At 25.5% G+C, this 26,373-nt stretch carries 27 protein-coding genes, 1 other RNA gene and 1 CRISPR repeat array (1 of these 29 running past the window's edge); of the genes, 6 read left to right on the forward strand and 22 right to left on the reverse strand.

The features are described 5' to 3' along the window. Positions 1 to 710: direct repeats of the CRISPR family, unit length 29 nt; unit sequence ATTTATAACTAACTTAGTGTAATTTAAAC (it extends 44 nt beyond the left edge of the window). Between the two features lie 278 nt (positions 711 to 988). From cas3 to IC218_RS11075, 11 genes are all read right to left on the reverse strand, one after another. Beyond that, the gene (gene cas3 / locus IC218_RS11025; RefSeq protein ID WP_227824423.1) at positions 989 to 2,971 is read right to left on the reverse strand and encodes a CRISPR-associated helicase Cas3'; all 1,983 of its coding nucleotides are present in this window, start codon (positions 2,969 to 2,971) and stop codon (positions 989 to 991) included. A gap of 10 nt (positions 2,972 to 2,981) precedes the next feature. Then, a complete protein-coding gene (locus tag IC218_RS11030; protein WP_227824424.1) occupies positions 2,982 to 4,052 on the reverse strand; it encodes a DNA repair protein in 1,071 nt (356 codons plus the stop codon). A 20-nt stretch (positions 4,053 to 4,072) separates the two neighbouring features. Next, a complete protein-coding gene (locus tag IC218_RS11035) occupies positions 4,073 to 5,239 on the reverse strand; it encodes a hypothetical protein (protein WP_227824425.1) in 1,167 nt (388 codons plus the stop codon). 1 nt (position 5,240) lies between these two features. Further along, positions 5,241 to 6,005 carry a CRISPR-associated endoribonuclease Cas6 gene (cas6, locus tag IC218_RS11040; protein ID WP_227824426.1) on the reverse strand — a complete coding sequence of 255 codons (765 nt, stop codon included), beginning with the start codon at positions 6,003 to 6,005 and terminating at the stop codon, positions 5,241 to 5,243. After that, the gene (gene cas5 / locus IC218_RS11045; RefSeq protein ID WP_009891534.1) at positions 5,996 to 6,643 is read right to left on the reverse strand and encodes a CRISPR-associated protein Cas5; all 648 of its coding nucleotides are present in this window, start codon (positions 6,641 to 6,643) and stop codon (positions 5,996 to 5,998) included. The genes cas6 and cas5 overlap by 10 nt, the downstream gene beginning before the upstream one ends. Before the next feature lie 479 nt (positions 6,644 to 7,122). Further along, the gene (locus IC218_RS11050; RefSeq protein WP_160743625.1) at positions 7,123 to 8,250 is read right to left on the reverse strand and encodes an HNH endonuclease; all 1,128 of its coding nucleotides are present in this window, start codon (positions 8,248 to 8,250) and stop codon (positions 7,123 to 7,125) included. 272 nt (positions 8,251 to 8,522) lie between these two features. After that, positions 8,523 to 8,795, reverse strand: a complete 273-nt coding sequence (locus IC218_RS11055) for a DUF6809 family protein (RefSeq protein WP_054271625.1) — start codon at positions 8,793 to 8,795, stop codon at positions 8,523 to 8,525. Between the two features lie 249 nt (positions 8,796 to 9,044). After that, on the reverse strand, positions 9,045 to 10,382 hold the full coding sequence (locus tag IC218_RS11060; RefSeq protein WP_413926941.1) for a replicative DNA helicase: 1,338 nt from the start codon (positions 10,380 to 10,382) through the stop codon (positions 9,045 to 9,047). Between the two features lie 9 nt (positions 10,383 to 10,391). Continuing rightward, positions 10,392 to 11,135 carry a hypothetical protein gene (locus IC218_RS11065; RefSeq protein ID WP_227824427.1) on the reverse strand — a complete coding sequence of 248 codons (744 nt, stop codon included), beginning with the start codon at positions 11,133 to 11,135 and terminating at the stop codon, positions 10,392 to 10,394. 21 nt (positions 11,136 to 11,156) lie between these two features. Next, positions 11,157 to 11,471, reverse strand: coding sequence for a hypothetical protein (locus IC218_RS11070; protein ID WP_003433761.1), 315 nt, complete (start codon positions 11,469 to 11,471; stop codon positions 11,157 to 11,159). Positions 11,472 to 11,474: 3 nt separating this feature from the next. After that, a complete protein-coding gene (locus IC218_RS11075) occupies positions 11,475 to 11,675 on the reverse strand; it encodes a helix-turn-helix transcriptional regulator (protein WP_009891540.1) in 201 nt (66 codons plus the stop codon). Positions 11,676 to 11,812: 137 nt separating this feature from the next. On the opposite strand from IC218_RS11075, the gene IC218_RS11080 reads away from it, so the two are divergent. The 4 genes from IC218_RS11080 to IC218_RS11095 are packed head-to-tail and all read left to right on the forward strand — an operon-like array spanning position 11,813 to position 14,551. Continuing rightward, positions 11,813 to 12,586, forward strand: coding sequence for a helix-turn-helix domain-containing protein (locus IC218_RS11080; RefSeq protein WP_227824428.1), 774 nt, complete (start codon positions 11,813 to 11,815; stop codon positions 12,584 to 12,586). 56 nt (positions 12,587 to 12,642) lie between these two features. After that, entirely contained in the window at positions 12,643 to 13,395 is a 753-nt protein-coding gene (locus IC218_RS11085) for a Fic family protein (RefSeq protein ID WP_227824429.1), read from the forward strand. Next, positions 13,385 to 13,615, forward strand: a complete 231-nt coding sequence (locus tag IC218_RS11090; RefSeq protein ID WP_227824430.1) for a hypothetical protein — start codon at positions 13,385 to 13,387, stop codon at positions 13,613 to 13,615. Before IC218_RS11085 ends, IC218_RS11090 begins: the two co-directional genes overlap by 11 nt. Further along, complete coding sequence (locus IC218_RS11095; RefSeq protein ID WP_227824431.1) at positions 13,616 to 14,551, forward strand: site-specific integrase; 936 nt, start codon at positions 13,616 to 13,618, stop codon at positions 14,549 to 14,551. A 122-nt stretch (positions 14,552 to 14,673) separates the two neighbouring features. On the opposite strand, the gene IC218_RS11100 is transcribed toward IC218_RS11095, so the two are convergent. From IC218_RS11100 to IC218_RS11110, 3 genes are all read right to left on the reverse strand, one after another. Then, the gene (locus IC218_RS11100) at positions 14,674 to 17,460 is read right to left on the reverse strand and encodes a hypothetical protein (RefSeq protein ID WP_227824432.1); all 2,787 of its coding nucleotides are present in this window, start codon (positions 17,458 to 17,460) and stop codon (positions 14,674 to 14,676) included. Between the two features lie 129 nt (positions 17,461 to 17,589). Then, positions 17,590 to 18,474, reverse strand: coding sequence for a macro domain-containing protein (locus IC218_RS11105; RefSeq protein ID WP_227824433.1), 885 nt, complete (start codon positions 18,472 to 18,474; stop codon positions 17,590 to 17,592). Between the two features lie 243 nt (positions 18,475 to 18,717). Further along, entirely contained in the window at positions 18,718 to 19,131 is a 414-nt protein-coding gene (locus IC218_RS11110) for a hypothetical protein (RefSeq protein WP_227824434.1), read from the reverse strand. Positions 19,132 to 19,143: 12 nt separating this feature from the next. Here IC218_RS11110 and IC218_RS11115 point away from each other — a divergent pair, with 12 nt between their 5' ends. Then, complete coding sequence (locus tag IC218_RS11115) at positions 19,144 to 19,305, forward strand: tyrosine-type recombinase/integrase (RefSeq protein ID WP_413926942.1); 162 nt, start codon at positions 19,144 to 19,146, stop codon at positions 19,303 to 19,305. Positions 19,306 to 19,420: 115 nt separating this feature from the next. Here IC218_RS11115 and IC218_RS11120 read toward each other — a convergent pair whose 3' ends face one another. The 5 genes from IC218_RS11120 to smpB all read right to left on the reverse strand — a co-directional run bounded on the left by IC218_RS11120 (position 19,421) and on the right by smpB (position 21,608). Further along, entirely contained in the window at positions 19,421 to 19,651 is a 231-nt protein-coding gene (locus IC218_RS11120) for a hypothetical protein (protein WP_021397360.1), read from the reverse strand. A gap of 5 nt (positions 19,652 to 19,656) precedes the next feature. After that, a complete protein-coding gene (locus IC218_RS11125; protein ID WP_227824435.1) occupies positions 19,657 to 20,136 on the reverse strand; it encodes a DUF3990 domain-containing protein in 480 nt (159 codons plus the stop codon). Then, the gene (locus tag IC218_RS11130) at positions 20,136 to 20,351 is read right to left on the reverse strand and encodes a DUF3791 domain-containing protein (RefSeq protein ID WP_227450928.1); all 216 of its coding nucleotides are present in this window, start codon (positions 20,349 to 20,351) and stop codon (positions 20,136 to 20,138) included. Before IC218_RS11130 ends, IC218_RS11125 begins: the two co-directional genes overlap by 1 nt. Before the next feature lie 294 nt (positions 20,352 to 20,645). After that, positions 20,646 to 20,995: a transfer-messenger RNA gene (gene ssrA, locus IC218_RS11135) on the reverse strand. A gap of 157 nt (positions 20,996 to 21,152) precedes the next feature. Next, complete coding sequence (gene smpB / locus IC218_RS11140; RefSeq protein ID WP_054275121.1) at positions 21,153 to 21,608, reverse strand: SsrA-binding protein SmpB; 456 nt, start codon at positions 21,606 to 21,608, stop codon at positions 21,153 to 21,155. 621 nt (positions 21,609 to 22,229) lie between these two features. Here smpB and IC218_RS11145 point away from each other — a divergent pair. Beyond that, positions 22,230 to 23,057, forward strand: coding sequence for an AIM24 family protein (locus IC218_RS11145; protein ID WP_227824436.1), 828 nt, complete (start codon positions 22,230 to 22,232; stop codon positions 23,055 to 23,057). A 416-nt stretch (positions 23,058 to 23,473) separates the two neighbouring features. Here IC218_RS11145 and IC218_RS11150 read toward each other — a convergent pair whose 3' ends face one another. From IC218_RS11150 to IC218_RS11160, 3 genes are read right to left on the reverse strand one after another with little or no spacing between them, the layout of a single operon-like run. After that, complete coding sequence (locus IC218_RS11150) at positions 23,474 to 24,118, reverse strand: ABC transporter permease (protein WP_227824437.1); 645 nt, start codon at positions 24,116 to 24,118, stop codon at positions 23,474 to 23,476. Next, on the reverse strand, positions 24,048 to 25,337 hold the full coding sequence (locus tag IC218_RS11155; protein ID WP_227824438.1) for an ABC transporter permease: 1,290 nt from the start codon (positions 25,335 to 25,337) through the stop codon (positions 24,048 to 24,050). The genes IC218_RS11150 and IC218_RS11155 overlap by 71 nt, the downstream gene beginning before the upstream one ends. Next, entirely contained in the window at positions 25,334 to 26,206 is an 873-nt protein-coding gene (locus IC218_RS11160; protein ID WP_227433788.1) for an ABC transporter ATP-binding protein, read from the reverse strand. The genes IC218_RS11155 and IC218_RS11160 overlap by 4 nt, the downstream gene beginning before the upstream one ends. Positions 26,207 to 26,373: the final 167 nt, after the last annotated feature.

The following is a 26,373-nucleotide window of genomic DNA, read 5'->3' on the forward strand; positions in this document are numbered from 1 at the left end:
AAAATAGTTTGAAAAATTCTAAATTTATAACTAACTTAGTGTAATTTAAACTCTTTAGACATTATTCTTCCTTCATAAGACATCATTTCATTTATAACTAACTTAGTGTAATTTAAACTTGAAGTTCACAATGGATGTTTTAATGGAGTTACAAACATTTATAACTAACTTAGTGTAATTTAAACCTGCGAATAGCACAAGAAGTGAATTCTATACTCAACAATTTATAACTAACTTAGTGTAATTTAAACTTTAAAGTTCCGTACAAATAATGCTAAGTCAAAAGAATTTATAACTAACTTAGTGTAATTTAAACTAGAAATTATGTCCTATTTGTACTGGGAATAGGTACATTTATAACTAACTTAGTGTAATTTAAACCTTCAACTTCATGGCATATCTAAACTATAATAAGATAAATTTATAACTAACTTAGTGTAATTTAAACTATAGTATCCCACATTTCTATTTCATGCTTTAATTTATTTATAACTAACTTAGTGTAATTTAAACTCTCCAAAATCAAAACCATAACCAGGACAAGACCAAATTTATAACTAACTTAGTGTAATTTAAACCTTTTTGCTTTCACCTGCATTTTTTACTTTTACCTCATTTATAACTAACTTAGTGTAATTTAAACGATATGGCAACACAAGCATCTGCTAGACTTAATGGATTATTTATAACTAACTTAGTGTAATTTAAACCCCAAATAAAACTATAGTAATTCCAACACTTGTAGGGTTATTAAAATAAGTAATTTGCAGTGAGCCACCAGTAGTGTTTTTAGCTAAAAATAAAAATACAGTTATAAACCTTGCCATCACTAGCTCACAGACATTCACACATATTTTTCGCTCACTGCAAAATTATTCTACTGTAACATATAAAACTTATAGTAGATATAAATTATAACAAATTCTCAATAAAATATTTTAATTATTTATATTATAACTCTCTTAACAATCAAGATTTAATTAAAAATCTAATCAAATATTAGACCTAGTTTATCGTTATAACTATAACTTGTAACGACTATATCTCCACATTCATAAAACATCTTTTTATTATAATTGTATCTTTTTACAGATACATTTACAAATAATGAACTCGCTTCTAAATACATTTTTTTATCAATATACAACTTGTACTCTTCTAAAAGACATTCAGGCACAACACTAATTGTATCATTATTTAACATATCATTATTAGCAGATTTATTCCAGACCCCTAACCTCAGATTTTTCATTATAATTTCTAAAGCAACTTTATGTTTATTATATTTATCCATATCTATATCTAAATAGACATTATCTAAATAAAATGGAACTTTACTCTCATCAACTATAGAATTATCATTATGTATTATATCTGATATTACTATATCAGTCCTATTTATTATATCTTCATCATATATATTAAGCTTTCTATCATAATCATATATATAAATATTGCTCAACTCAATATTATCTCCTTTTCTATTTACTCTACCAAACCTTTGTAACAATGAATCTAAAGGAGCTAACTCTGTATAAAGAACATCATAACTTATATCCAAACTTACCTCTATACTTTGAGTCCCTATCAATAAAAAACTCTCATCTATTCCTTTTTCCGCCTGTTCTCTATCTCTAGTATTAAATCGACCATGTATTAATTTAGGATTATATTTTTGAAGCCTTCCATATAACTCTTGAGATAAATCTACTGAATTAACACATATTAATACTCTTTTTCCTTGCATTAAATCATTTTCTATTTTATGTATGCTATCAAGTATTCCTTCATTTAATCTATTCAATCTATGTCTAAATATTAAATCTTTACTATCTGGTTCAATAATTGTACTTATTTGCAATCTTTCCTGTATTAACTTTTTTAAGCAAGTTGGTATACTTGCACTCATTATACATATTTGTACATTTAAGTTTTCTTTTAAATATTTTAAAAATTCCAATGTATAACACAATACTCTTGTATCAAAACAATGTATTTCATCAACTATAAATATACTATCTTTTAATTGTGATAATAGCATTTCAAATCTCTTACAAGAAAATACTGACTTTACTAATTGAAATATAGTACATACATTAATTTGTTTTACACTCTTTTTGTATATCTGGTAAAGTTGTTTTATATCTTCTTCATCACTAATTTTATTCAAAAAATATGGAGCTTTACTGTGTAACATACTTACGCTTATATTTCTATTATATAAATTTTCATATAAAGAATTTATGCTTGCTGTATAAGGAAGTATATAATACACTCTCTTACTTTTATCTTCATTTTGGACTAAGTTACTCCAATACAATGATGTTGCTGTTTTTCCAAGACCTGTCATAGCCATTATCATTATATCTTCATTTTTATCCATATTTAAAACTTTTTCTTGTATTGAATTATAACTTACACCCTTTGGTAGACTAAAATCTTTAATAGAATTAAATCCTTTATCTATACTTTTAATTCCAGCAGAAGCTATATGGTCACAATATTGCAAGTAACCTTTTAATAATATATTTTCAAGTTTTCTAGTATCATCATTTCTTGCTCTTGATATTTCCTTTATAAATGGTCTTATATCTTCTACTTCAATATCTAATAGTTCCTTTAATTCCTTTAATTCAATTTCATAAATAGAATTTGTTATTTGACCCTCTAGAAACTTTATATCTTTATGGTGGGTTAATATAGCTAACTTCTGACCTCTATTTAAATACTTAATACTTGCTGATAATAACTCATGTCTAACCCTTCTTGTGCTACTTTCAATATTATCTTGAAAGCTTTTTACTACTTTCCCTACATCATGACATACAATTGCCTCATATAAATCATTTTTCATATCATTAGATATATTATATATACTAACTAATTGATTCATTATGTAATTCATATCTTCATTATGCTTATCTATACTTGTCCCATCTGATTTAGCTTTATATTTATATAAATTATTCATGATATATCCTTTATAAAGTCTCCTTTAAATATTTTAAGTAACTTTCAAAAGCTTGATGTACATTTGATATTTTCATAAAATCATACTCTTCAAACTCTTCTTCTAAATACTTCTTTATTTGTTCCTTTTCATTATTAACTTCTATCTCATTAAATGTATCATCATAAAATTTATTTATTCCAATCCATATATCGCTTTTTCTAAATTCTTCATTTTGTTCTATAGATTCTTTTAACATCTCTACATCTAAGCCATTTTCTTTGATAATACCCTGAAATACATTATTTCCCCATGAATACTCTCCCAATATAACAAATTTTGGTTTTGTATCAGTTAAATGATTTGTCTTATTACCTTCTACGCTTAAGTATTCTAGTGATTTTAGGAGAGCTTCTATTCTTTTAAACTTTTCTTCTTTATCTAACTTTTCAACTCCAATTGATTTAGCTTCTAAAGTTGTATAATCTCTATGCTCACTTGCTATATCAGATATATCATATTCTCCTATCTTTCCTATATTAAGATTTGCTATATTTGTATGTACCCCTGAATATACCTCAACTTGATATGGCATACTATCTCCTGTAGTTCCACAAACATTCCACTCCCATTCAACCTTTCTATTTGATACATTTATTAAAGAGTTCATTTGCCATCTTGACTTTCTTTTTTTAGTTATATTTGCTTCATATTTCTTTTTATTTTGTTTATATATTTGTTTTTCTTCATCTGATAATTCTTTGTATACATCTTCTTCTATAGATAATTTTTCTGCCATCATAAACCCAAATATATCATCTGTCGCATATTTAAATGGGTTTGGAACCAATTTTACTTGTTTACCATCTTTAGTTTTAACATTTTGTTCATAACCACAAACTTGTTCCATAAATAGCTTTTGATTGTATTTTTGACATTGACTTGAGATTCTACTTCTGCTCCCTATTTTTTTAGTATAAGTAGAATTCTTATATGAATTATTTTTCTTTTCTACTTCACTACTACTTCCATTTAATCGCCCACATAAAACTTCTATTGCATACCCTATATTTAACATTCTATTTGAATTTTTATTTTCCATTTTAACCCTCCATAATATTATTAAATTAAACTTACTAATATTAAATTTTTAATCTGTCTAAAGCTTCTTATATCATCCAACTCAATATAATCCTCTGCTTCAAATAGTTTTTCTCCAGTTTTTTCATAATACATTTCATTTAAGTTAACTAACCAGTCCTCATATGCATAAAATTTTCCTAACATTTTAAGCTCCTTATATATTTTGTCTATATCTAAGTCACTAGTTTTTAATTTATCCGTTAATTTTTTTATTATATCTATTTTGACTTTTTTCAATACATTTACCTCCCTGTTTAAAAAAATAACAAGTTCATCAAAATTCTTTTGTTCTTTCTCATCCATTTTTTCTTCCTTTTTTACCCTATATACTTCTCTGAGATAATTGCTTTCTAAAGTCCCATTCAAGATATACCTATCCAAATGTAACTTTTCAAAGTTTGATAGTAGTGCTTTTTCCTGTAATTTTATTAATAAATTCACATATTTATTTTTTATTCTATTTACCTGAATATCCTGAGATTGGCCAGAGTTATTAAACATATATTGCTCTATATCACCATCAAATAAGTTATATTTACACACTAGACTTTCTAATAATTTTACAATTGAATACTTTTCTTTTTCTTTCTTTGCTCCTAACTCTACATCAGTTAAATTTTCTTTTTGAATACGGAAAGTATAATCTTCCATAAATTCGCTTGATGTAGAATTGTATAAAAAAGCATACCTACTTACTCTACAATTCAGAATTGAATACATAGTCAATACTAAACAATATGGACATACATTCAAACCTTGCAAATTATTGGAGAAATTATAAAATGTATTTGCAACCAAATTAGGCATATAACTTCTCCCTATATTGTATTCTTTATCTTCAATTTTGACTTTGGCCTTATATTGACCACATAAACTACAATATTCATCTCCTTGATTTTTAACAAAACCTTTTAACTTCTCATTTAAAGTAACTTTTCCTTTTGGTTGAGTTAGCATAGAATTGCTAAAGCACATACTTTTTAAATTAGAGTATTTTTCGCAACTTACAAATTCTTCAATTTTATCACTCATTAAATCTATACTATTCTCTATATCTTGATAAGTTATATCATTAATATCTTTGTTCAGATAATAAGCCAACACATATAGACCATTATCAACAAATACATTGTAACTTCTATCCATATTAAGCCCTCCTAGAAGTTATATAAGTTAGTAACCCCATTCCTATACTATTTTTTTCACCTAATCCACAATAATAAATTACTTCTTGCATATCTTTATTAGCTTGTACAAATATTTCAAAATCTGTATATCCAATTATAAATCCTTTTCCTTTTATATTAGTTATATATTTCTTTTTTACTGCTAATACATCCTCAATATCAAAGTATAGTTCACCAGTATATTCTTTATTATGTATAAGCTTATACTTATTTCCTAAATTATCATGTAATGCTTTATAAAACTCTTCTTGCATTGGATTTAAGTATACTTGTTTCCTACTTTTTAAATCATATAAACTCACTACAATAGGTGACCTTACTTTATAAAGTGTTATATTATTAAAATTTTTCTTTGAATCTTCTTCTATATCTGAAACTTTAAACTCTATATTATTCAATTTAAATACTTTAAATTTAATAAAACCTTTTATAATATTATTCAATATATCATCATATCCACTTAAAATTAATTTGATTTTTGTTTGGGGATTTAAATGTATTCCCTCTTTTAAATACTTAGCATTTTCAAACATAATTGTGTAATTAAATAATTTAAATACTTTCTTATCCACCTTATAGCCTTCATTGTGAAGACTTAGTGCTTTTCTTTTATCATTAATTTCTATAGCCTCATATATCCTTTTCATTAGCTCATACTGGTAATTGTAATCTAATACAACTTCATTATCCACTGTGAGTATCAAATGTCTTCTTACTAAATGCATTTAATTACTCCCCCTTTTTTCCATTTCCATAAAAAAATATTCTGTTGCTCATCTTCATCATAATATTTACCATATTCAAACTCATCATTTTCTCTTACCATTGAAGAATATATATCATAATAACCTTTTTTTTCATTATACTCTGTCAATGTATTTATTCTTTTTATCATTCCATCTCCAATATTAATATCTGTATATTGATTGTATCCAATAGCTTTTTTATCTATTAGATTTACTTCAATTTCACTTAAAGATAATACCTTCGCTAAACAATTAGTCTTACCTAAGCATAGCGGCTCATTAAATTCTATATTTTTATCTATGTTAGTATATATGATAAGTTTAGGATTAATTAGGTATTCAATGGGACATACATCAGTTTGAAATCTATCGCTATCTGTCAATGTTTTTACATTTGGATTGATTTCTTTATATATAGTCTGTAAATCTTTAAATGTACCATCATGATATATAACATATCCTAATATAAAATCATCTATTTCTTCACCATATATATTTTTTAAAATTCCGACAACTGTTGATATTGGTGGAATTTCATATGTTCTTTGTATCTTGCTATGCATAGGAATTTTAAAGTGAGCCATATCTCCAATTATTTCGATTTTATTTAATATCATTTTATCTCCTCAAATATTTAGTTAAAATACTCCATTTTATTTATAAAATTAGACATTCATTTATAAAAACCTTTAATTTTTACCATTATTTTCCTAAAAGTAACAATATATAACTTAATTAGATTATTTTAGTGAAGTTTTTAAAAACTTTACACTTACCTTAAATCAAGGTTCTCCTTCAAACTTTCAATATAGTACTTGTAATTTTTTAAAATATTTCTATGTATGTTCATTTATTTAACAATAAAAATACATTTCTATGGATTCATCATACATGTTAGTACTTAATTGATTTTCATCAATAACTTAAGATATACCTAATCGGTTAGACTAATATACCTCAAATACTTAATTTCTAAAAGTAGCTGTTATACTTTAGCAACTACCTTTTCCTAATAAATTCTTTGATTTTTTATATCAGTATTTGTTGTTAACTAGTTTAGAATATATACTTTATACATCTCTGCCATACATAAGTATTATTTACTATCTTTTATAATTTGCTTCAAATCATCAATACTCAAAACATTATCTTTCTTCCTGTGAATCATTCTATGACAATTTGAACATATTGGCACCAAATCTGTTTTGGGATTTATATTGCTTTCTTCTCCAACAGAACTTAATGGTTTAATATGATGAATTTCTATGTATCCCTTACCTCTGTCTCCATACGTTTTTTCGAAGTCAAACCCACATACAATACACTTTGTGCCATGATATTTTATTGCTTCTATTCTATTTCTGGGGTTACGCTCATACTGTTTCCCATAAACATATTTAACTTTCCCTTCTTTTCTAATTTCAGTTTCTAATTCTATGTTAATAGTATTAATGTTCAAAGGATTATCTTGACTTATCTCCTCTAATACATCGTCTTCTATTTCAGTAGTAAAAATGAATTCTATGTTAAAATTATTACTATCAAGTTTTATGAATCTTATTTTAGGTAAATTTGTTTTTCCTTCTATTTTATTTTCTAAGAATTTCTCATAATACTCAGGAAATATACTTCTTAGTAAATCTCTAAACTTAGATTTCCAAATTATTCTACTTCTTGGATTCTCTAATTTATCCATCTCTATAACTGCACTATAATAATTATCATTATATTTAAAATTCACATTTTTCTTTTCATTCTTTCCTAAATTATTTATCTCAAAAAAATGTCTTATTTCTATTGGAACTCCTGTCCCATTATGTTTTAATGTAGATTTATCAATTGTTTTTAAAGCTATTTTCTCATCTAATAACTCCCAAGAGTCAACTATTATAGGATACTCATTTATATTTTTAATTTCTAAAAGTATATTAATAATTTGACTGAAATGTATCTCATCTTCCTTAAGAACTTCAATTGCTTTATCTATTGTGTATCCGCTAAAAATACCTTTATGATTTTTATTTATTCCTAAATGATGTAATATACCCATTGATTGATAATCTTTACTTTGTTTTGATGATAAATCTAGTATCTCATCATCTATATTTCTATTACTCATATTATTTTTAAATAAATAATTATAAACTACTTTGTTTATTTGCTCTGATGTGTATTTATTAAACTCTCTTTTTCTATCATTAGACTCTAACTTAGGTATTGTCATATTCTCCTCCTCAATTGATTATTTTAGATTTTAATAAAATTATTGTATCATATATTTATTATTAAAATATATTGTGCTATTTATCAAAATACATAAATCCTACAATATCATTGATTGCATAAAAACAAAAGAGGGCATACCTATACCCTCTTTATTAAATATATTTATTTTAAACAATATAATTAATATATACTTCACTTAAAGTATTCTAGTACAACTTATTAATAATCTCGATTTACTATTTAATTATTCTATTGAGATACACAAATTAATTACTTCAACAACTCTATTATAAATTTTGCTCCTGTTTTAAATCCTAATTTATAACTAAGTTCCCTTTCAAATTCTATTAATGAATTAAACAAATCATTTAATTCAACCAACAGATATTTCTTATCATCTTCCAAATTTTTTTCCAATAATTCATTAATTTTTTTAACCTCTTTCCAACATTCAATATAATACTCATCTTTTTCTAAAATACTTCTATACATATGTTCATTTATCCAATAATCAAAATATATTTCTATAATTTCATCATACATTTTAGTACCTCCTTGACTTTCATCAGGTACTTAATATATACTTAAGTTGCTAGGTTAGTGTACATTAAGTACCTAATTTATAAAGGTAGTTGTTATATTTATATGGCAACTACCTTTTTCTAATAAGCATTTAAATCTAAACTCAATATATTTTAAATTTCTATTACATCTAATTAAGTTTTATATATTTACCATTCAATACTTCTTGAAACATAATTTATCTATTACTTAATAAGTCATACTTCTTTTTTATATCTCTTGTATCTTCTTACATTCTTCAAAAGAAAACAAATTTCCTATATACCAATATGGCCTAAATCCTGACTCACCATCTCTATTTTTAGCAACAATAATCTCACTTAAATTAGCACCAAAACCTTTTTCTCTTCGTCTCAGCTCTCTTATATCCTCAATTCCCATTGTCTTACAATAATTAAGAGCTTCTTTTTCTGTAGGTCTATGAATATATATAACTGAATTAGAATCCATATATATCTGCTTTGAGCTTCTCATTACTCTATCACCCTTAGGTCTTTCATCCTTCAATTCATCATTTAATTGAGCAAGCTGAATAACTGGTATATTAAAATCTAAAGTAATCTTTTTTATTTGCCTTGATAAGTCAGCAAATTTAGCTTCTCCTACTTCTTTGCCTTCATAATCCAAAATTTGCAAATAATCAATTATGACTAAGCTAGGCTTAATACTCTTTATTTCTCTCTTTATCCCTGATATTGTATTTACAGAGTCATTTATATAAAGATTATTTTCCTGATTTATTATGCTTAAAGCTTGTATATATTTGACTATTTCTTCATCATTTAGATTTCTATTTTTCATCTTTACAACTGATATTCCAGTTAGTGATGCTATATTTCTAAATAGAATCTGTATATCGCTCATTTCTCCACTTATAAAAAGTACTTTCTTACCTTGAAATATTACATTTCTAAGTATTTGTAACGCCAATGCTGTTTTACCTCTTCCACTTTTAGCTGCTATTGTAGTTAGTTCACTCCCATATAAACCTCCTATAGTATCATCTAAGAACTTTATTCCAGTCTTAATACCTTCATTTATTTCATCATTTATATATTCAAAGGCTCTCTCTGATATGGCTGTTATACTTGAATCCTTTTTTATTAATTTCTGATTAGCTTTATTTATATCATTTTCTAACTGATATATAAGGGTATTATCATCTATTTCGCCAAGACTGAATTTATTGAATTTATCAATTATATTTCTATTTTTATATTTTTCAATAACTATACTGACATAACTCATAAAATTTGATACTGTTGGGACTATTGTTGACAAACTGGTAATATAGCTTATACCTCCAATATTATTCAAATGACCTTTTCTCTTTAATTCTTCTGTAAGAGTTATTATATCTATTACTTCATTTCTCTTATTTATTTCTTTTATAGCCTTAAATATGTATTTATGTTCCTCATGATAAAACATGTCTTCATTTAACATTTGATCTAACTCTTCTACTATTGTTGAGTCTAATAAAATGCTTCCTAATATTGATTGCTCTGCTTCTGTATTTTTAATTAAGTTGTTTGAATTATTTATAATATAACCTCCCTACCACTTTAATTGTGAGTCATCTGGATTATATACCTTTTCATCTTTATTTAGGTCAGTTTCCTTGCTATGATAATTGCCCTCTAGTATCTTGGTAAAATTACTTGAATTCATTATCCAATCAAAATTTGCTTTCCATCCTGTATTATTATTTCCATTCAGAAAACTTGTTTTACTAACTATATTTATAACCTCTAATACAGCTTCTTTATCATATTCTCTTATTATTGAATTTATTCTCCTCTTTCTTGTGTCTGTTAGTTTCTTGACCTTTGAAAGTTCAATACAAGTTGAGTTAAATTTGCTTATAATTTCACTATATATAATATTATTTTCATTCTTTATATTCTTGATTGTTGTTGATTGATTGTTAATCGTCTGTTGATTAGGTTGTTGATTTTCTATGTTCTCTTGGTAAAGCTCCCAGTTTTCAATAGTTATGACTATATATTTGTTTGTTGTTTCGTATGTTAGAAAACCAGCATTTTTAAAAACCAACAAACAACTTCTAACCATTTGATAACTAACTCCTTTACCACATCTTTCAGCTATTTTGCTATAAGAAGAAATAAATTGTCCAGACTTTATTTTTATCCTTTTATTATCTATAAAAACATGATTTTCTTTATGACTAGCCATAAGTAATAGAGTTATTAATATTACTTTTCTTTCTGGTTTAATATCTTTCCAAATTGATTTATCCAACAACTCCCTGTAAAGCTTTATCCACCCTTTATTGCTCAATTGCAAACACCTACTTTAAGACTATAACTTGATACCATTTGCATTTTCAATAAACCAATCATCCAATTTGTTTTTTATTATGTATACTCGATTATTTATCCATATACAAGGGAAACCTTTATTTTTAGAGTGACATAACTGCCTAAATTTTGATTCTCCTATAGGATAAAGCTTAGATGCTTCTTTACATGTTATAAGTTCAGCTTTATTTCTTTTCGCATTTTCAATAATTTTATATCCTTGCTTTTTTTCTTGTGCTTCTTCTTCATTCTTTACAATAATGTTTAAAGTAGCTTGTAATGTCTTTAAAACTTCTAAATTATTATTCTCTTTCATATTTTACTCCTCCTTACTAAAAAATAATTCTTCTACTGTTGTATCTAAAGCTCTAGATAGTTTAATCATCAAATCATTGCTTGGATTATTAGCCTTACCTGTTTCCAAGTTTGACAAATAATATCTTGATATGCCAACTCTATCTGCTAGTTCTTGTTGCTTTAGACCTTTTTTAATCCTAAATATTTTTAAATTGATTCCCATACTTTTTCCTCCTTTTTTCTAGTTTACATTCGTAAACTTTACATTTTAATTATAATGTCGACATATGTGTGCTGTCAATAAGAATATATTATTTTTCTGTTCTCATTTGTGTACTTTTGGGATATACTTTATACGAGGTGATAATATTGCAAATTGGAAAAAACTTAAAAAAGATAAGAAAACAAAAAGAACTAACACAGATTCAACTTGCTGAAATTAGTGGCATCTCAAGAAATGCTCTAATAAATTATGAAAATGATAAAAGAATACCTAGTATAGATACCTTATCAAAACTCGCTAAAGCTTTGAAAATTGAAAAGACTATCTTTTATTTTGATATTGAAAATGAAGTAATGACTAATGAAGATGTTTTATACTTTTTACAGTCTTTATTCCCAGAAGAATACTATTCTTTTGATGAATTTTTAAATGCTATTTCAAATCTTATGGAAGATGATGATATTAGAATTACCTCAAGTTTATTGCTAGGTGCTTGGTCTGATAAAGACCAATATTATAAACTTGGTGAGAAATTAGAACTAAATGAAAATCAAGTTTATAATTGGATACTTTCAGATTGTATATCTAATACTGAATTAGATTTTTCATTACATCCTGATGACATAAAAGAAATTATTAAAAATGATGTTCTTACAAAACAATCAATTGATGATTTACTAGATATTGGTCTATCAGAAGAAAATATAGAAGCAATCTATGATTACTTTAGTGAGGCAACAGATAATGGGAGTAACATTCGACTAAAAAAGTTAATATCTCAAAAAGAAAATATGACTATTAAAAATAATGATTACTTTAAATTATTACAAGAAAATAACGAATTAAAGGAAAAAAATAAAAAGCTTGAAAATACACTTAAAGAAATAAAAAAACTACTAACTAAAATATAAAATAATATCAATACTATCTAAAGCAATGATAAAAAACTATGAAAGGAGCTACAATCATGAATAAATCATATATACCAAAATACATATATAAATTCCCTACTAACCTACCTCATGGAGATAAAAAATATACTTTAACATATATTAGAAGAATGATAAGTGAATTTGTATATGATATGGGTAACCTAGAAAATAACCCCTTTACATTCCCAGAAGTACAAACATTACTTGATGGTATAACAGTAGGTGGCCATAAATTAAGTGACCAAAATCAAATACTAAATATAAAATCATCATGGGATTATGTAATAAAATTAAGTAACAAAGAAAACTTATCTTTAAATAAAGATACAATTTGCTCTATACATAAAATAGTTGCAAAAGATGAAGCTCTAATTGTTGGAGATTTTAGAAACGGTAACATAGGTATAGCTGGTACTACTCAATATGAGTGCATAGAAGCCACTCTATTAAAGGATTTATTTATAAGTGACATAAGTATCATAAATAAAATAACTAACCCCTTAGAAAAGGCTATAATAATAAATTTATGGTTGTCCTATTGTCAATTCTTCTATGATGGCAACAAAAGAACTGCTAGACTTACCTCAAACCTAATACTTATAAGTAATGATATAGGAGTTCTATCAATACCAGCTAAGCATAAACAAGAGTACAACACATTGATGCTAAACTTCTATGAAACACTAGAAGCTGATGAAGTTATAAAATTCTTATTAGAAAAATGTATTACATTCTTTGATGGATATAACTATAAATCATATAAGGAGCTGTTTAAAAATGGCAACTAAAAGAGCTAATGGTGAAGGCTCTATCGGAAAATATAAAGATGGTTGGCGTTCTCGTATAATGATTGGTTATAATGAAGATGGTAAACCAATAAGAAAAGAATTTTATGGTAAGACTCAAAAGGAAGTTAAAGATAAATTAGAGGCTTATAAAAAACAATATTATTTAAGCTCTGATATTTCAGATGATAAAATAACTTTAGAGCATTGGTTTTACAATTAGTTGTTTGAATATAGAATAAAAGATTTAAAACCTAAGTCATTTGAAAGATATGAAAGCATCTATCGTAATTATATTAAAGATACTGATTTAGGCAATGTTAAATTAAAAGACTTAAGAGTATCTCACATACAAAAATATTACAATAGATTGCTTGATTCTAATAAAAGTATACCTACTATAAGACAAATAAACACTAAACTGAAAACCTGCTTATCAGAAGCTGAAAAACAAGGTCTTATACAACGTAATTATTGTACTATGGTAAATATACCAGTTGAGAAAAAGGAAAATAAGCTTGAAATATTGACTCTTGAACAACAAAAGAGTTTTATAAAAGCTATAGAGGGGCATAAATTAGAGGTATTATTTTTACTTGCTCTTGGTACTGGACTTAGATTAGGAGAATTATTAGGACTTAAATGGTTTGATATTGATTTTAAAAAGTCTAATTTAACAGTTAAAAGAACTCTTCAAAGAACATATTTTATAGATAAGACTGGAAATAGAGAGCTTAAAGTATTAGAACAAGAGCCAAAGACATCAAATTCTTACAGAACTGTGCCTATTCCAAAGGATGTCTTAAATAAATTGAAAGAACATAAAGTAAATCAAAATACAGATATATTAAAGGCTGGAGAATTATATAGAAATGATAATTATGTATTTTGCAATGAATTAGGTGCCCCTATAGATGATAAAAGACCTTTAAGGAATTTAAAATCTATATTAAACAGATTAAATATAGAACCTATAAAGTTTCATGGTCTTAGGAAAACTTATGCAACTAGACTTTTTGAAAATGATGTCCCTCCTAAAACTGTACAAGTTTTAATGGGTCATTATGATATATCAATAACTTTAAATATATATACTCAAGTTATGGAAGATAAAAAAGTAGAAGCTGTAGAAAAACTAAATGATATATTTTCACTATAATAATTAAAAGGATTGTAATCATATCTATGAAGTAAATATAATTACAATCCTTTTAATCTACAAATTTAATAAACTCAAAATAACATTCATAATTCAAAAATATTTATATACTAAGCATAAGTTTAGTTATAAATATTACACTCTAATAATTTTTTTGCCCTACATCTTACTATATAGTGATTATCTAATTTATATTTTTCAAGAATATCTCTATACTGGAATGCATTTTCTTCCTGTCTTTTTATATTACTTATTATAATCAGTTTGATCCTATAATCAGTATCATTACCCATTTGATTAATAAAACTTAAACTTAACTCATCATTGTATTTATTAAAAAAAGCAAAAAAAGTATCAATTACTTCAGATCTTACTTCATAGTTATTATCATTTATATATCTTGATACAAATTGAATTAGTATAATGTAAATATCTTCAGGTATATTTCCTATATAACTATTTTGAATAAAAATGTTTATAACTTCCAATATCTTAATATTTTCATACACATTATCATTATTGTAATACCCTAATAAATTCATAATTTCATTTTTATTAATATCTAGATTAATAATTTTATAAAATATATAATTTGCAAAAAGTGTAAGCTCACTCTCTTTATTGAAAAAACCCTCACAAAAACCCTTTTGTACTTTTACCTCAGATAAGCCATTATAATATTTCTTCCAATCGAAATGCAAATTTTTATTCTTGCTAATATACATTAAGTATATTAATAAATGTATTGTACTTATTTTTTCATGTATGACTTGTCTTTCATTCATTAAACAATCTCTACATACTGTTGCTATTGGATTTATCAAATCATAATGACATAAAAGCATATCTGAATCTTTAATTATATTTTTGATTATATCTTGAGGATTATATCCATATCCAACATATATACCACTTTCTTGCTTTAAATTTCGAGCTTTAATTTCTTCTATACATTTAAGTATTTCATTATAGGAATCTTCCTCTCTATTAAATATATTTAATTTATAAACTGTATTGAAATCACTAAAATTATTTTCAACTAAATTATCTAGAGTCTCACTATATCCTAAATCTGATTTTCTTAATATTATAATTAATAGTTTTAAATACTCATAATTTACGTTCATATTTTTATTTTTTACAATAGTACTTATAATATCTATTATTTCTTTAAAATTATATTCTTCTACATTGTTGAAGTTTATTAATTTTAATATTTCAAGTATCTTATCTAAATAAACATATTTCTTATTTTTAATTGTCCTAATTAAAAACACTATAGTTTTGTTAATATTTATACGAGATATATTATTTTTTATTGCTTCAAAAATTATATTATCTAAATCATTAACAGTTCTTTCAGAATATAGCCATTCATCAAATATAGTAAAAATCTCTTCTTCTACTTTAATATAATAATTTTCTTCGAGATAATAACCTAAACAGCTAAATATATTCAATTTAACTCTTTTTCTTTGATATGTAAGAGAAATTCTATTTGAGATGCTATATAAATCATTTATTTTATTTAAACTACATGTTGAAATTATATCTGAATGCCTGTTACATATGTCTTTAACTGTTTTTAAATCAGAACATAAAATACTATATCTTAAAGCCTCAAATCCAAAAAAACTACTTTTATAAATATTATAAAAGTTATAAAATATATCTTTTAATAATTTTATAACTATATTTATATGTATATAAGAACCATAGTATACTGAAAGTGTATAATATTTACTCAATTCTTCTAATATCCCATTTAGTTCAATACCAAATCTAACTGTATATGGTCCATCCATATTATTCTCATTAATAACTTTTAGCAGCTTATTGTATATATTCTTTGATATTCTATCTAATACAGGATAATATAATATGTCAGGTTTATCATTTAATATTTTTTGAGTTTCACTTTCAAATAAATATACATTACTTCTGTTATTATGAATATAATTTTCCAAATGTCTTTTATCTATTAAAATATCATTAATAATCCACATATCTATCTTGTTATTTAATGCTTCATCATAAGCTTTATTTAAATATTCAATAGCCTTATCAACATCATCATTATAGCAGCATTTTATGCTATACCATCTCTTTTCTACTATGCTTTTAATAATATTAACATGTGATTTAGATACTAATTTTATTAAATTATCAATGGAACTTTCATCATAATCTACTTCACATAATAATAATTTTATAAAATATAAAAATCTTTTTTCTATATCACTAATATTTTCAATAGATTCTTCTTCTTTCTCATGAAAGGTATTTTTAGATTTGAAATACTCACTAATTATAGTAAAATCATTAATCATATTCTCATTTATTTCCACTTTATTTATTTTGTTAAAAAATAAATTATTGTTTTCAACAATATTATCGTTATTATATTCCTTATGAGAATTTCTGTCTATCATCCTATTCTTGCAATATTCTCTATAAATTCTAATTATGTCTTCTATAATAGCTTTATATCCCTCTTCTAAAAAATCTTTTTTATTTGTTATAGTCATCCATTTATTAGAATTGGGTTTTTGAAGTTCTTTTTGTATATTAGTTATATCTTTAGCATTATCATTATAAAATAAATATATTGACTTTTTCTGTAAAGTTGTAGCATGCTTCCACTCTCTCATGACTCCATCAGAACAATTATATCTTTCATTATCTATAAGAAATAGTATTATATCGCTATCTTCAAGTCTATTTAGGTATTCTTCCTGTATATTCATAGAAGAAGGTGTAGTTTCTTCAAATACATATGTATGAATAAATCCAGTTTCCTCAAGCAAATTTTTTAGTCCAATTCGTATAATCTCATAGTCTTCATTATACGACCCACATTTTGAACTAATAAATACTTTTATCTTATCATTTAAAAATTTAAATGCCATGTATATATCTATCCTTTCTATAGTAATTTTCCAATCAATTTAATTTTAAGATATCTACTTTTCAGCTTATAACCACAATACTTCTCAAATTTATTATTTTTATTAAAACAAAATATAACTTTTTTTATTTTAATATCTTAAATAATCATTCTTATATATCTCATTTATTCTAAATAAATCTATTTCATTTAAAGATTCACAGTTCAATATAATTTTTATTTTAGATGGATAGTTGAATTTAACTCTACTTATTTTAAGAGACCAAAGCATATGCTCTAAAAGTTCTTGATTTGAAATTCTATTTCCAATATTACTAAATCTTATAATCCCTGAACCTAATAAAGGTATTTCAATTATCCTAGAAGCATACACTCGATCCAACTCACTCCAAAAACCAACTAAAAATTCTATATATTCTGATAGTGTTATTTCTGCTTTATTCTCATCATTAAATCTACTAAAAGCTGTTAATAGATACTTTTCTTTGTATTCTAAAACAGTACCTATCTTATACTTTTGTTTTTTCTCAGATTTTCTACTTTGGTTAATTTCTCTTCTATTTCTCTTTAAGTATGTATCATTTTCTATTGTATAATCTAATTCATTTGTATCACCATTAAGTATGTTATTTATAAATTTTCCATTTAAAGACTCTCTTGAAATTATTTTATCATCAACTTGTGTATCAAAATACTCATTAAAAGTTATAACTTTTAATATTCTATCTTCTCGTAATTCATTATTAACACCAAAGATATCACCTTCAAGAATCTCTATTTTAGAATCATTAATATTCAAGCTTATCGATTTTAGTCTACTTGCTTTATTCCAACTATATAAATAATATATAAGAAATGAAATTAAAGATCCTATAACTATCTCCATTTTATAATTAGATAGCAGGTTATTAAATAATGCTGAAGCAATACCTATAATCCAACCAGTAAATGCTCCAATTTTCATTATAGTATTCTTCAGTAATATTTTATTATTTATACTTTTATTTCTTTTCATAAAATCACCCCTCCTTGTTAAAATTAGATATTTTATTTCTTTAAAAATATACTATTCTACATATAATCCCTATCCACTTAATATATTTACTTAGCTTTTATTCAATATTTTTTATTATTTTACTTTTCTATATTTCTCATTAGCAATTTTAAAAAATTCTATAATTATAGTACAATTTAGTATTTTATTCCTAAAATAAAAGATACTAGTTAATAGAAACTATCATTCCCAAGTATTTTATCACTAATTTTTTAAAATCAATGGATGTGAATCACAAAAATAATATCCACAGTTTATTATTTTTATATAATGTAACATGAACTTATCATTAAATTTCTTCTTAGCTTCTTCTAAATTATACTTTAGTGGTTTTCTGGTGTCACTATCTAAAATCCATTGTTTACACCCAAACCACCCTATTACATAAATCCCATAATTACAATATCTTTTGAGCACATATCTCTTAGCTAACTCTTCTTCTAAATCTGATTCTAGTGATTTATTCCAGCAACATTTAACTTCAATGTATAGATTTAATTCATTTGTACCACATAGTCCATTAATTTTTATATCAATAATTTCACCATTATCTCTACCTTGAGTCTTAAATAATTTAACCTCTCTATTTACAGATATATAGAGCCTATAAAGTTTCATGGTCTTAGAAAAATTTATGCAACTAGACTTTTTGAGAAAGATGTTCCTCCTAAGACTGTACAAGTTTTAATGGGTCATTATGATATATCAATAACTTTAAATATATATACTCAAGTTATGGAAGATAAGAAAGTTGAAGCTGTAGAAAAGTTGGATAAAATATTTTCATTGTAAAAATTAAATCCATAAAACTACTATGATTTCATATAGTTAATTACAAAATCAAAATAAGGATACAAATTAATTTCATATTATCTTGTATCCTTAATTCGTATCTAGTTTTAACTATTTATCTTGGATAGCCTTTATGATACATTAATCCATTTTCTAGCATTAATTCTTGAGCCAAGTATATATGACCCTTACAGTGCATATCTGATACACCCTCACTTATAAGTTTATATGTTTCAGAAGTATATAAATAATCCATACTTTCTTCCAAGCTTTTTCCTGTCTGTTTGGAAAATTCTAATATGATTTTTTTATATAGTATTTGTAATAATATTTTATTTGCTTCCATAAGCACTATACCTCCTCTTCACATCTAAACTTTAAATATTTATCTATTACATTTTGATTAGTTATACATATTTGTTCATTTGGTTTATAGTATTTTAATCTTTTTAAAGCTCCATCTTTTTCAATAAGATTATCTTGATACAGTTCTATTGTATTGTAAATCTTATCATCAGCAATGCCACCTATTATAACATCATATTTCATATATACATCACTCATGTTTCTACATTCTAATATAAAATCAAGCCATTCTAAATTATAACTATTGAAGATTTTTACCTTGCAGTTTTCTTTTAATTTATCAATATCTAGAGAATAGCTATTTAAATATGCTTTTTTACCCCTTTTCTTAAAACGTTCTGTCCAGTTAAGTGCCTGTGTTTTTATACTAGTTAAATAGAATCCTTTTCCAAAATCTAAAGAATCTCTTGAGAAGATAATATTAGGCGTTTTTACCACACAGTATGAACCATGATATACAATCATTACATCACGCCCTTTTCTTTAAGCACTTGTATTAAATCTTGCACTATATAACTTTTACTTTGAGAATGTAGTGCTTCATAGCAAGGTATTATATAGTTATCTAAAATATCAGTATCATGTTTAAGAAGTTTATAAACTCCTTCTGAATCTATATCCAATTTTTCTGCTAAAGCTTCAATGCAAAAAATAGAAAATTCTAGTTTTCTTTCATCCATTACAAACCTCAACTCCTATCAAACTTATATAATATATATTTTTATTAATTAACAACTTAAACTATTTTACATTTATAAAAATATTATATCATAAAGTAGATATTAAAATTCTATGTTACCTAATATCATAATAAATAAAGGCTTTTTATACACCCTAAATGCACCCCAATATACCCCAAAAAAATCTCTTTTTCTGTAGTTGGGGTACGGTTGGTGGATTTCATCACCAAAATAAAAAATACCAGTCAATAAAGACTAGTATTTTCAAGTATTTCATCATTCTTTTTTAAAAATTGGTGGAGACGAGGGGAGTCGAACCCCTGTCCGCAAATCTTTTCCTCGCTGCATCTACATGTGTAGCCAACTTTACTAATATCTCACCTTACATAACGCCAAGTGGCAGGCTCTATGCTTAGCCAGTCCCAATTAATCTACCCTAAGTCGAGACACCCTCAAAGTAGTTCCCTGCATAATGACGTCCAGTCTTAGCCGGCAGGAGGGCTAAGAGGGACGAGCAGCAACTAGGCTGCTATCGCGAAATTATCGTCTGCGTTTATTTTAAAGTTCCCCAGTTTTTACGTGACCCAGAGTAACACGACACGCAGCCTCAAGTTCCAAACCCACGTCGAAACCTTTACGCCCCCTTGAGTAGTTTATAGTCCATTAGACTCTTCGCAAACTTTATCACCATTCTTATTAAATTTTTAATGTATATATAATATAATACTTTTAAGAATAAAAATCAATGTTATGTTCTAGATAATAAAGAATTTTATTCTAAAAAATACATTTTTAACTAGTTTAATATTTCCCTGTCATTTCTCTTTCTATACGTCTTTGGGCATCTTTCTTAGCCATATCTTGACGCTTGTCATATAACTTCTTACCTTTTGCTAAAGCAATCTCTACTTTAACTTTACCATTTTTTAAATATAAACTAAGTGGTATAAGTGAATACCCCTTTATAGTAGTTGCTCCAATAAGTTTTCTTATCTCATGCTTGTGAAGCAATAACTTTCTCACTCTTAGAGGGTCAACATTAAATATATTTCCTTGCTCATATGGACTTATATGAACTTGTTTTAAAAATACTTCACTGTTATCTACAGATGCAAATCCATCACTTAGGTTGACTTTACCCTGTCTTATTGATTTTACTTCTGTTCCTTTTAATTCAATTCCACACTCATAGGTTTCCTCTATAAAATATTCATGTCTTGCTCTTTTGTTTGTTGCTAATATTTTTTTACCAGCCATATAAATCTCACCTTCTTTGCTAGAAATTTCTTTAATATATACTAAAAATTTACTAATTATTTTATATCTACAAATCTTTTGACTACCCTGTATGATAACATATTCAAGTACTTTAGTCAATATGACAACTCATACATTAAACTAATTAAGCAAGATATATTAAATAATATAACAACATATTGTAAGAAATTGCATCTACTCTATTTAATGCAAAGTCAAAATAAATTACTAAAAATAATCTATCAAACTCAAAACAAAAATTTTAATACTCTAATACCTACTTCTAACTTTTCACTTTTCACTTTTCACTTTTCACTTTTCACTTTTCACTTTTCACTTTTCACTTTTCACTTTTCACTTTTCACTTTTCACTTTTCACTTTTCACTTTTCACTTTTAAATAATTTTAACACTCCCATAAAATATAATACCCACAAATTATAAATACTACTCAAAATACGTACTCAAACAATATACTTCAATTATAAATATTCTTAAAATTTCTTAATATCTATGTAAAACTTTGATGATAAAGTAGCTAATTTTTCAAAAAAAATGTAATATATAGTTATATCTTATAATATTTTAGAGATAAATTTTAATATAGTAGGGAGAAATTTGTATGGATTTAAGCAAAAAAGTAAAAATTTTAGAAAATACATCAGATGGTAGAAGTGAATTTGAAATATTAGAATTTGAAAAACTTGAAGGTGCTTCTAGCCCAATGATGGCAATGGGATTATATTTTGCTAGAGAAGCTGGCTTGAAGGCTAGACAAATTAAGATAAAATTAAATAATTCATCAATAAAAACAGAAGCTGGTGCACTGTACTATTATAAAGGAAAGATATCTTCTGAAACTAAAATTGGTGGTGTTGGAGGTCTTTTCAAAAAAGGAATATCAGGAGCACTTACTAATGAGTCAATGATGAAACCTACATATAAGGGTACTGGCGAAGTTTACTTAGAGCCTTCTTTTAGACATTATTTATTTATGAGCCTTGATAATGATTCTATAATCGTCGATAAAGGTCTATTCTATTGTTGCTCTGACACTATAGAAATAAAGGCATTTACGCAAAAGAACTTCTCTTCTGCTTTACTTGGCGGTGAAGGTTTCTTCCAAATAGAGTTAAGTGGTACTGGTGTAGTTGTTCTAGAATGTGTTGTGCCTCAAAGTGAAATTGTAGAATATGAATTGAGCAATGGAGAAGAATTAAAAGTAGATGGTAACTTTGCAATAGCCAGAACATCTGGAGTTAATTTTTCTGTTACAAAGTCAGATAAATCTTTAATTGGTTCTGCTTTAAATGGTGAAGGTTTCTTAAATACATTTACTGGAAATGGTACAGTTTGGTTAGCTCCTACTCAAGTAATGTACGAAAAACTAAGCTTTGGAGCCATGCCTACTAATGATAATATGAATAATAAGGTTTCTAAGCAAAAATAGAAATTTTATGAAAATTTTATAAAACCATTCATGTAAAGTTAATATAAAATATACTTTTGACATCTTTAGATAAAATTTAGTAAATAGATATATTTTATAATATAAAGACATCAGTGTAAATATAAAAAAGCTGTAGGTAAATTTGTTTCTACACAAATCTACTTACAGCCTCAAATCTACTAATAGCCTCTTTTATAAATATAAATTCATATTTAAAAATATATTCTTTTTATCTGATGCTCTAATTCAAATCTTATCTGCGTTAAATCATTCAATTATCAATAAATCCAATTAAATAAAATTATTGATAGCATGTATTATAAATCTAATAACTTTTATTATAGTTCTGATTATTAACCTAAAAATGCCTATTATTAATCTATTTAATTTACCTACAATAAACAATTTTAATCTAACTAACCAATCTTTCTCTTTATTGGCTTTATCAAAAGAGATACAACTATAAGCACAATACTTCCACATATCAACCAATACTTTTCATCAAAGCTACCTCGACTCATAGACATTATAAAGAAATTTCCAACATACTTATCTTTAGTCATCATATTTAAAATTAAATATCCTATAGATAACATATATCCTATAATAGTATTGTTAAATAAATTAGAAAATAACATACCTAAACTTCCTATAAACATAGCTGATGCAAAACTCCCCACAATATATTTAAATATAGGAAAATTGCCTCCAAGATGTTTTAACATCAGTACAAATCCAGCAATTAACACAAGCATACTTATAATTGACATTATTATTCTTATTAATTGTATAACTACTTGAGATACTGATTTTGATGATACTATCTCATCAATTTCCTTTGATTGTTCTAAGTAAAATATAGGAACTATCATTATTATTCCTACTATTATAACATAGTTTTCAAGACATATAGCTGCTGAAACACTATCTAAATTTGCTACCCCTTGTATAAATGGAATCAAACATAACATACCAATTGAACATATTAGATTAATTAGAGTGCTTAATTTGAAGTTTTCTTTTATTAAAACTAAATAATTTTGAAAACTTTGAACCAACATTAAGATTCCCCCTTCTTTTTTGTTCATATAAAAATGTAGTTATCAAGACAATTATTAATGCTCCCAATCCTATTAAAAGTCTATTACTCATAATAGTATTAAAGTTTTCTGCTATAATAGTTCCATTTAGTACATTATTATGTCTTATCATTAGTCCCATTGATGGATAATCTCCTTCAAGACCTATAGAGTTTATACTGTAAAACCACCAAATTAATTGAACAATAATTGCTACTGGTGTGTCTGTTAAAACAGTCAGACTCACTCCTACAGCTGTAACTATCATAAGAGTTGGCAATAACCACCACAGTGTATATTTTATAAATGCTAAATTATCAACAGAAATTCCTTCATCTTTAGCAAATGAAATTAAAGGAAGTAATTCTTTTATACCTAAAATTAAAACTGGCAACATCATCATAAATACAAGAGCAAAATATCTTGATAAAATTATTTTAGATGTTGATACTTGTTTTGAATAGACAATTTCGCTCATTCTTGAACGTCTATCTTTCATTGACATAAAAACTGCTACAAATACTGGAAATATACTTAAAATTATACCAATATAGTCACAAAAAATTCTTGCATAACCATTAGTTACTTTATCTTTTTGAATTGTATAGTTATAATTTTGCATAGCTTCTTCATAAGTAATTGGAACTATACCAAATCTTTGTAATTTATCAATGGCATATGCAGACCCACCACCTAAAATTTCATCTACGCTTTGCATTATTTCTTCAAATCTTTCAAATGATAATTTAGAAGAATTTATTTCTATATTTTCTCCACTTTCCCAAATTGAGTTTACTTTGTCAATACTGTTACCAGTTATCTCCTCAATATACTTCTCTATAGTTTGAGTTTTGCTTTCATTTAATTTTATATGCTTAATAATTCCCATTGGATATGTTGTATATGAATTTTCTTGATATTCTCTAATTAAACTTATAGTTGCACTTGGAATTACTTTATCAGACTTCAAAGATTCTTTTTGACCATATGGATATTGATTGTGTTTTAAGTAGTATTCATCAATGTTTTCTACTCTTTGAGGAGCAACTAATGGATTCCCTTCATTAGGAATATTTTTGCTTACATCTTCTGAAACTGAGCTTCCAAGTTGTGAAATATAGAAAACTACTAATACTACAATAAAAACATAATAGACTGTACTTTTTAATATGTTTTTACACTCTTTTATAAATAGATTCATATCTTATTTCCTCCCATCATAAGCATATAGCCATCTTCGATAGTTGGATTACATTCTACTGCTGTTTCAAAAGGTTTTTCTTCTGATATGATTCTAAGTGTAGCTTTTCCACCTTGAGTCAACATACCTATAACTACAAATCTATTTTTTATATTTTCTATGTCCTTTTTATCTACTTCAACACTATATACTTTTCCATAAGCAAGTTTTGTTAATGCCTCAGTTGTTCCATTATATATAACTTTTCCATTATCTAATATAGCTATATTTTCACAGGTTGCTTCTATGTCTCCTACAATATGTGTTGATAATATAACTATTCTATCATTGGCAATCTCACATAATAAATTTCTAAATCGTATACGCTCTTCTGGGTCAAGTCCTGCCGTTGGTTCATCTACGATTAAAACTTTAGGATTGTGAATCAGCGCTTGGGCAATTCCAAGTCTTCTATTCATACCTCCAGACAAAGATTTTACTTTTACTCTTTGATGATTAGTTAAATTTACTTTACTTAATAACTTATTGATAATTTTTCTTCTTTTTCCTGATGGTATATTTGATAAAACAGCTAGATAATCCATTGCTTCATACACTGTCATATTTGGATACATTGAAAAATCTTGAGGAAGGTAACCAACCATATCTCTAATTTCTTTCGTTTTTTCTATAGGAATTCCACACATATCTATTGAGCCATCAGTTTTTGACAATAAAGTAGCTAGAATTCGCATAAATGTTGTTTTTCCTGCTCCATTTCTTCCCAAAAGTCCAAACATTCCACTATCAATTTCAATGTTTACATTTTCAAGAGCCAATTTTGAACCAAACCTCTTACTGAGATTAGACACTGATATTTTCATTTCCATATATAAGTACACCCCCATAAATCATTTTATAGTATTTTATTTTTATTAATTTTTTATTATATTTCCATAATAAATTCTAAAACTTAAGATATTATTTAGAAATTTCTAAATTTTTTCTAAAGATTCTAATTTCTCTTAATAAATAAAATAAATACGCTTATATACTA

This window comes from Clostridioides sp. ES-S-0005-03, from assembly GCF_020658455.1.
Classification (GTDB): Bacteria; Bacillota; Clostridia; order Peptostreptococcales; family Peptostreptococcaceae; genus Clostridioides.